This is a genomic window from Endozoicomonas sp. SESOKO3 (genome assembly GCF_024606255.1).
The window spans coordinates 1-7,163 of the sequence record NZ_JAHHPR010000267.1 but is presented as its reverse complement, the minus strand read 5'-3'; the positions used below and the strand labels follow the sequence as shown (position 1 = coordinate 7,163).

The following is a 7,163-nucleotide window of genomic DNA, read 5'->3' as shown; positions in this document are numbered from 1 at the left end:
GATCACACGAACAGTGCCCTTGCGCTTGATAATCTTGCAGTTACGGCAGATTTTCTTGACCGATGCACGTACTTTCATTATTCACTCCACCATTTCAGAGCTAGCGGCATTCGTTGCAGAACCGGTGTTAGCGGATCAGGCCACCACCACCATAGCCCTTAAGATTGGATTTCTTCAGCAGTGACTCGTACTGATGTGACATCAGGTGAGACTGCACCTGAGCCATCGTATCCATGACGACCACTACTACGATCAGCAGACTGGTACCACCCAGATAGAAAGGCACGTTAGCCGAAACTACCAGGAACTGTGGCAGCAGACATACCGCTGTCATGTAAATAGCGCCAAACATGGTTAAACGAGTCAGGACACCATCGATGTAACGGGCAGACTGTTCACCAGGACGAATACCCGGAATGAATGCCCCTGACTTCTTCAGGTTGTCCGCAACGTCCTTCGGGTTGAAGACCAGTGCAGTGTAGAAGAAGCAGAAAAAGATGATCCCTGCCGAGAACAGAACTATGTTCAGCGGCTGACCCGGACCCAGCGCCAGTGCGATATCCTGAAGCCATTCCCAACCTTCACCCTGTCCAAACCATTGTGCAATGGATGCAGGAAAGAGCAGAAGACTGGAAGCAAAGATAGCTGGAATAACACCGGCCATATTGACTTTCAGAGGCAAATGGCTGCTCTGTGCCGCGAATACTTTACGACCTTGCTGACGCTTGGCGTAATTGACAGTAATACGGCGTTGACCACGCTCAATGAATACAACGAACGCGATAATTGCAATGGCCAGCAGGGCGATTGCGAGCAGCGCCAGGATATTGATGTCACCCTGACGGGCTGACTCGAAAGACCGCCCAATCGCGCCAGGCAGACCAGCGACAATACCTGCAAAAATCAGGATAGAGATGCCGTTACCAATCCCGCGTTCAGTCACCTGCTCGCCCAGCCACATCATAAAGACGGCGCCGGTTACGAAGGTGACTACAGCGACCACGTAGAAGCTGATATCAGGATTGAATGCTACGCCCTGGTTGGCAAGACCTACGGTCATGCCGGTACCCTGAACGAACGCCAGCACCACTGTCAGGTAGCGGGTATACTGGCTGATCTTGCGTCGGCCCGATTCACCTTCCTTCTTTAGCTGTTCCAACTGCGGGCTGACCACCGTCATCAACTGAATGATGATGGACGCCGATATGTAGGGCATGATTCCCAGCGCCAGTACCGACATACGCTCCAGAGCACCACCAGAGAACATGTTGAACAGGCCAAGAATGGTCCCTTCATTTTGTTGAAACATCCGGGCCAGGGCATCAGGGTTGATGCCGGGCACAGGAATATGAGCACCGATCCGATATACAAGGATCGCCAGAAATACGAATTTGAGGCGAGAAATTAACTCGCCCAAACCGCTTTGATTCCCAACAGGTAGTGTCTTAGCCATTTAGTCCTCGATCTTACCACCAGCAGCTTCGATCGCGGCGCGTGCGCCCTTGGTAGCTGCCACACCTTTCAGTGTTACGGCCTTGTTCAGTTCGCCGGACAGTATCACTTTCGCACGCAGGATGCTACCGTTGATAAGGTCTGCAGCCTTCAGAGCAGCCAGATCGATCACGTCGGATTCAACCTTGGCCAGCTCGTGCAAACGAATTTCAGCAGTAAAACGCGCCTTGCGGGAAGTAAAACCGTACTTGGGCAGACGACGTTGCAGTGGCTGCTGTCCGCCTTCAAAACCAGGTCTTACTGAACCACCGGAACGAGACTTCTGACCTTTGTGACCACGGCCACCGGTCTTACCCAAACCGGAACCGATGCCACGGCCAACGCGCTTACGCTCTTTACGACTGCCTTCAGCAGGACTCAGAGTATTCAGACGCATGTTATTCTCCTTCGACCTTAACGAGGTAAGATACCTTGTTGATCATGCCGCGAACGGAAGGAGTATCTTCCACTTCAACCGTGTGGTTGATGCGACGCAGACCCAGGCCACGGACGCAAGCCTTGTGGCTTTCGAGGCGACCGTTAGTGCTCTTTACGAGCGTCACTTTGATCTTCTCAGCCATGACTTACCCCAGAATGTCTTCAACAGACTTGCCACGCTTGGCAGCAATGTCATCAGGAGAACGCATGTCGCGCAGACCCTTGAAGGTTGCGTTAACAACGTTCACAGGGTTGGTGGAACCGTAGCACTTGGCCAGTACGTTATGTACGCCAGCCACTTCCAGAACAGCACGCATAGCACCACCGGCAATAACACCAGTACCCGCAGAAGCAGGCTGCATGTAGACCTTGGAAGCACCGTGACGGGCTTTAACAGGGTACTGCAGAGTGTCGCCGTTCAGGTCGACCTGGATCATGTTGCGACGGGCAGCTTCCATAGCCTTCTGGATAGCAACTGGCACTTCACGCGCCTTGCCACGACCGAAGCCCACTTTGCCTTTACCATCACCAACAACGGTCAGGGCTGTGAAACCGAAGATACGACCACCCTTCACCACTTTGGCTACACGGTTAACCTGTACCAGCTTTTCGATCAGACCTTCGTCATTGTTTTGCGGTTTACGCTCATCTTTCGCCATGATGCCTACCCTCAGAATTCCAGACCGGCTTCACGGGCTGCATCGGCGAGAGCCTTAACACGACCGTGATACTTAAAACCGGAGCGGTCGAAAGCGACCTTGGCAACACCAGCAGCTTTAGCACGCTCAGCAATCAGAGCACCTACTTTTTTAGCAGCTTCAACGTTACCGGTAGCTTCGCCACGCAGCTCCTTCTCTACGGTGGAGGCAGAGGCCAGCACCTTGTCACCCTCAGGGGCAACCACCTGCGCATAGATATGACGCGGTGTGCGATGAACGCTCAGACGGTTGGCGCCCAGTTCACGCATCTTCATCCGTGCACGGCGGGCACGACGCAGGCGAGCAGAATTTTTATCAATCATGATCACCCTACCTTACTTTTTCTTGGCTTCTTTACGACGAACGTGTTCGTCGGCGTAGCGGACACCCTTGCCTTTGTAGGGCTCCGGGCGACGGAATTCGCGGATTTCCGCTGCAACCTGTCCAACCAGCTGTTTGTCGATACCCTTGATCAGGATCTCGGTCTGGCTTGGAGTTTCCGCAGTAACGCCTTCCGGCAGACTGTAGTCAACCGGGTGAGAGAAACCGAGGTTCAGATTCAGGCTCTTGCCCTTGGCCTGCGCACGATAACCTACACCAACCAACTGCAGTTTCTTTTCGAAACCAGCGGTCACACCGGTCACCATGTTGTTAACCAGTGCACGGGTAGTACCAGCCAGTGCACGAGAGTGCTTGGCACCATCACGGGCTTCGAAAGTCAGGACGTTTTCTTCCTGCTTTACTTCAACGTTGGAGTGAATGCTCAGCTCCAGTTGACCTTTACCACCCTTGATGGAGATGTGCTGACCGTTCAACTTGATCTCAACACCGGCAGGGATTTCCACAGGGCTTTTTGCTACTCGAGACATCTGACCCCTCCCTTAGAATACGGTGCAAAGAATTTCGCCACCAACACCGGCTGCACGTGCAGCACGATCGGTCATTACACCTTTGTTGGTAGAAACGATGGCAATACCGAGACCGCCTTTCACTTTTGGCAGACTTTCCTTACCTGCGTAAGAACGAAGACCCGGACGGCTGGCGCGCTTCAGGTTTTCGATGACAGGTTTGCCTTCATAGTATTTCAGGTCGATGATCAGAGTTTTCTGTACTTCGCCTTCAACACGTGCATCGGTAATGTAACCTTCTTCCTTCAGGACTTTGGCTACAGCAGCCTTTACCTTGGAAGAGGGCATTTCGACAGATGCATGTTCTGCCATTTGGGCATTACGGATACGAGTTAGCATATCTGCTAACGGGTCCTGCATACTCATTATCTATCTCTCCAGAAGATCAATCGCGCTTACCAGCTGGCCTTAACCAGACCTGGAACGTCACCACGCATGGCTGCTTCACGCAGTTTGATGCGGCTCAGACCGAATTTACGCAGGTAGCCGTGAGGGCGACCTGTTACACGGCAGCGGTTACGCAGACGAGATGAGCTGGCATCACGTGGCTGCTTCTGCAGTGCTATCTGAGCGTCCCACTTCTCGTCTTCAGAGCTGTTAGGACTGACGATGATCGCTTTCAGCGCAGCGCGCTTCTCTGCGAACTTGGCAACGGTGCGCTGACGCTTAAACTCCCGCTGCTTCATGGATACTTTTGCCATGGGCTCGTACCTTAATCAGTTACGGAATGGGAAGTTGAAGGCTTTCAGCAGTGCACGGCCTTCGTCGTCAGTCTTGGCTGTGGTAGTCAGGGTAATATCCAGACCACGCAAAGCGTCGACTTTATCGTAATCGATTTCCGGGAAGATGATCTGCTCTTTAACACCCATACTGTAGTTGCCACGGCCGTCGAAAGACTTCGGGCTGATACCACGGAAGTCACGAACACGAGGCAGGGCGATGTCAACCAGACGCTCCAGGAATTCGTACATACGTTCGTCACGCAGGGTCACTTTAACACCGATTGGCCAGCCTTCACGAACCTTGAAGCCTGCAACGGATTTACGTGCCTTGGTAACGACTGCTTTCTGACCGGCGATTTTTTCCATGTCAGCAACAGCGTTTTCGATGACTTTCTTATCACCGATCGCTTCACCCACACCCATGTTCAGAGTGATTTTGGTGATACGAGGAACTTCGTGAACATTGCTCACGCCCAGCTCTTCTCTGAGCTTGGGCAGGATCTCTTCACGATATTTAGTCTTGAAGTTTGCCATTATGCCACCCCTTACGCGTCAACCGGTTGACCGGTAGACTTGAACACGCGTTGTTTCTTGCCATCTTCAGAGATAGCAATGCCAACACGATCAGCCTTGTCGGTTTCTGTGTTCAGGATTGCAACGTTGGAAGCCTGAATAGGCGCTTCTTTTTCAACGATGCCACCAGGGGTGCCCAATGTCGGGTTTGGCTTCTGATGCTTCTTGATCATGTTGATACCAGAAACGATCAGCTTGCCATCGGCACGAACGGTTTGCACTTTGCCGCGCTTACCTTTGTCCTTGCCTGCAATGACGATAACTTCGTCGTCACGACGGATCTTTTTCATTTCCTGCTCCCTTACAGTACTTCTGGTGCCAGGGAAATGATCTTCATAAACTGCTCACCACGCAGTTCACGAGTCACTGGCCCAAAGATACGGGTACCGATTGGCTGATTGCTTGCGTTCAGCAGAACGGCAGCATTGCCATCGAAGCGGATTACGGAACCGTCTGGACGACGAACGCCTTTTTTAGTACGCACTACAACTGCGTTCATCACCTGGCCTTTCTTGACCTTACCGCGTGGAATTGCTTCCTTAACGGTGACTTTGATGATGTCCCCGATGTGGGCGTAGCGGCGATGGGATCCACCCAACACCTTGATACACTGTACTCGACGAGCGCCGGAGTTATCGGCTACTTCGAGTTGAGATTCTGTCTGGATCATGCTTATTCTCCAAGCCCAAACTGCAGACGGGTACCCGCCAGTCGTTGTACAACAGGCTGGCCACAAGACCAGCCACTTCTACTCAGACCCAGGGCACCGTGGCCTTATATTTGAGTAGCACGCTCATCAATGGAAACCAGTTCAAATGTCTTGGACTTAGACAAAGGACGTGTTTCCTTGATTGTGACAATATCACCCATACGGCAATCATTGTTTTCGTCGTGAGCGTGCAACTTGGTGGACCGCTTAACGATCTTACCGTAGAGCGGATGTTTAACACGGCGCTCAATAAGAACGGTGACGGTCTTGTCCATCTTGTCACTCACAACCTTACCGGTCAGAGTACGGACTTTCTTGTCTTCAGCCATTGTTAAATACCTGCCTTCTCATTCAACGCCGTCTTAATACGGGCGATGTCGCGTCGGGTCTGCTTCAGCAGATGAGTCTGACTCAGCTGACCCGTCGCTTTCTGCATACGGTAGTTAAATTGGTCCCGCAGCAGTGTGACCAGCTCTTCGTTGAGCTGTTCAACCGTTTTTTCACGCAATTCAGCAGCTTTCATCACATCACGCTCCGCTTAACGAAGGCAGTTTCCACTGGCAGCTTTGCGGCAGCAAGGGCAAACGCCTCGCGAGCCAGCTCTTCGTACACACCTTCCATTTCGTACAGGACACGACCCGGCTGGATCTGTGCTACCCAGTACTCGACACTACCCTTACCTTTACCCATACGAACCTCGAGGGGTTTTTTGGAGATCGGTTTGTCAGGGAAGACGCGAATCCAGATTTTACCACCACGCTTGATGTGACGGGTCATGGCACGACGTGCTGCTTCGATCTGACGAGCAGTTATGCGTCCACGGCCTGTTGCTTTCAATGCGTATTCACCGAAGCTAACAGTGGAGCCGCGGTGTGCCAGGCCGCGATTGCGACCCTTTTGCTGCTTACGAAATTTCGTACGCTTTGGCTGTAACATTACCGCGCTCCTTACTTCTTAGCCTGTCTCTTCTTAGGACGTTTGGCTGGTTCTTTAGGCTGCTTTTCAGTTTCAGCTGCCATTCCGCCAATCACTTCGCCTTTGAAGATCCATACTTTAACGCCCAGGATACCGTAGGTAGTCAGAGCTTCATAAGTTGCGTAATCGATGTCTGCACGCAGAGTGTGCAGAGGTACGCGACCCTCACGGTACCATTCGGTACGAGCAATTTCAGCGCCGCCAAGACGACCACTGATTTGCACTTTGATGCCCTTCGCGCCCAGACGCATTTCTGCCCAGAAAGCGCGCCTGGTTGCTGACCAGATCCGAGGCAAAGCTGTTGGTGAAGCCCTGGACCTGCTGGCATTCAGCCCTAAAAAGGCTGCAGAGCTGGTCAAAAAAGTGTTGGAATCTGCGATTGCAAACGCAGAGAACAACGAAGGCATGGATATCGATGAGCTGACAGTGTCTGCTATCTTCGTTGACGAAGGTATGACCATGAAGCGCATTCGTCCACGTGCCAAGGGCCGTGCTGATCGCATTCTGAAGCGGTCTTGCCATATCACGGTTAAGGTTGCAGAGGTCTAAGGAGCGATCACATGGGTCAGAAAGTACATCCAAATGGGATCCGACTGGGCATCGTAAAGCCCCACAGATCTGTATGGTTTGCTGAAGGTCAGCAATACGC

At 52.4% G+C, this 7,163-nt stretch carries 16 protein-coding genes and 2 pseudogenes; 2 read left to right on the top strand and 16 right to left on the bottom strand.

What is annotated here, in order from left to right; translation table 11 throughout:
- From rpmJ to rpsC, 16 genes and pseudogenes are all read right to left on the bottom strand, one after another.
- The coding region (gene rpmJ / locus KDK18_RS04845; RefSeq protein WP_257253602.1) for a 50S ribosomal protein L36 at positions 1-78 on the bottom strand (78 nt) is incomplete at its 3' end.
- A gap of 49 nt (positions 79-127) precedes the next feature.
- Entirely contained in the window at positions 128-1,453 is a 1,326-nt protein-coding gene (gene secY, locus KDK18_RS04840) for a preprotein translocase subunit SecY (RefSeq protein ID WP_257253601.1), read from the bottom strand.
- Positions 1,454-1,888, bottom strand: coding sequence for a 50S ribosomal protein L15 (gene rplO, locus KDK18_RS04835; protein WP_257253599.1), 435 nt, complete (start codon positions 1,886-1,888; stop codon positions 1,454-1,456).
- A gap of 1 nt (position 1,889) precedes the next feature.
- Positions 1,890-2,072 (bottom strand): 50S ribosomal protein L30, encoded by a 183-nt coding sequence (gene rpmD / locus KDK18_RS04830; protein WP_252177315.1) that lies wholly within the window; start codon positions 2,070-2,072, stop codon positions 1,890-1,892.
- 3 nt (positions 2,073-2,075) lie between these two features.
- Positions 2,076-2,588, bottom strand: a complete 513-nt coding sequence (gene rpsE / locus KDK18_RS04825; RefSeq protein ID WP_252177316.1) for a 30S ribosomal protein S5 — start codon at positions 2,586-2,588, stop codon at positions 2,076-2,078.
- A gap of 11 nt (positions 2,589-2,599) precedes the next feature.
- Positions 2,600-2,950: a 50S ribosomal protein L18 gene (rplR, locus tag KDK18_RS04820; RefSeq protein ID WP_257253596.1), complete on the bottom strand. Its 351-nt coding sequence runs from the start codon at positions 2,948-2,950 to the stop codon at positions 2,600-2,602.
- 12 nt (positions 2,951-2,962) lie between these two features.
- Positions 2,963-3,496, bottom strand: coding sequence for a 50S ribosomal protein L6 (gene rplF / locus KDK18_RS04815; RefSeq protein WP_257253594.1), 534 nt, complete (start codon positions 3,494-3,496; stop codon positions 2,963-2,965).
- A gap of 12 nt (positions 3,497-3,508) precedes the next feature.
- Entirely contained in the window at positions 3,509-3,901 is a 393-nt protein-coding gene (gene rpsH, locus KDK18_RS04810; RefSeq protein ID WP_257253592.1) for a 30S ribosomal protein S8, read from the bottom strand.
- Positions 3,902-3,930: 29 nt separating this feature from the next.
- The gene (gene rpsN / locus KDK18_RS04805) at positions 3,931-4,236 is read right to left on the bottom strand and encodes a 30S ribosomal protein S14 (protein ID WP_257253590.1); all 306 of its coding nucleotides are present in this window, start codon (positions 4,234-4,236) and stop codon (positions 3,931-3,933) included.
- Positions 4,237-4,251: 15 nt separating this feature from the next.
- Entirely contained in the window at positions 4,252-4,791 is a 540-nt protein-coding gene (rplE, locus tag KDK18_RS04800; RefSeq protein ID WP_257253585.1) for a 50S ribosomal protein L5, read from the bottom strand.
- Positions 4,792-4,802: 11 nt separating this feature from the next.
- Positions 4,803-5,120, bottom strand: coding sequence for a 50S ribosomal protein L24 (rplX, locus tag KDK18_RS04795; protein WP_257253580.1), 318 nt, complete (start codon positions 5,118-5,120; stop codon positions 4,803-4,805).
- An 11-nt stretch (positions 5,121-5,131) separates the two neighbouring features.
- Positions 5,132-5,500, bottom strand: coding sequence for a 50S ribosomal protein L14 (gene rplN, locus KDK18_RS04790; RefSeq protein ID WP_062268071.1), 369 nt, complete (start codon positions 5,498-5,500; stop codon positions 5,132-5,134).
- A gap of 104 nt (positions 5,501-5,604) precedes the next feature.
- Positions 5,605-5,868 carry a 30S ribosomal protein S17 gene (gene rpsQ / locus KDK18_RS04785; RefSeq protein WP_034841753.1) on the bottom strand — a complete coding sequence of 88 codons (264 nt, stop codon included), beginning with the start codon at positions 5,866-5,868 and terminating at the stop codon, positions 5,605-5,607.
- Positions 5,869-5,870: 2 nt separating this feature from the next.
- Positions 5,871-6,062, bottom strand: coding sequence for a 50S ribosomal protein L29 (gene rpmC, locus KDK18_RS04780; RefSeq protein ID WP_252177324.1), 192 nt, complete (start codon positions 6,060-6,062; stop codon positions 5,871-5,873).
- Complete coding sequence (gene rplP, locus KDK18_RS04775; protein ID WP_257253577.1) at positions 6,062-6,475, bottom strand: 50S ribosomal protein L16; 414 nt, start codon at positions 6,473-6,475, stop codon at positions 6,062-6,064. Before rplP ends, rpmC begins: the two co-directional genes overlap by 1 nt.
- Positions 6,476-6,486: 11 nt before the next feature.
- A pseudogene (gene rpsC / locus KDK18_RS04770) lies at positions 6,487-6,792 on the bottom strand (30S ribosomal protein S3); the annotation flags it as partial.
- Between rpsC and rplV the strand changes: the two are divergent.
- Positions 6,743-7,063, top strand: a complete 321-nt coding sequence (gene rplV / locus KDK18_RS04765; protein WP_257253576.1) for a 50S ribosomal protein L22 — start codon at positions 6,743-6,745, stop codon at positions 7,061-7,063. The pseudogene rpsC and the gene rplV overlap by 50 nt on opposite strands.
- Before the next feature lie 11 nt (positions 7,064-7,074).
- Positions 7,075-7,163 (top strand): annotated as a pseudogene (locus KDK18_RS04760) (30S ribosomal protein S3); the annotation flags it as partial.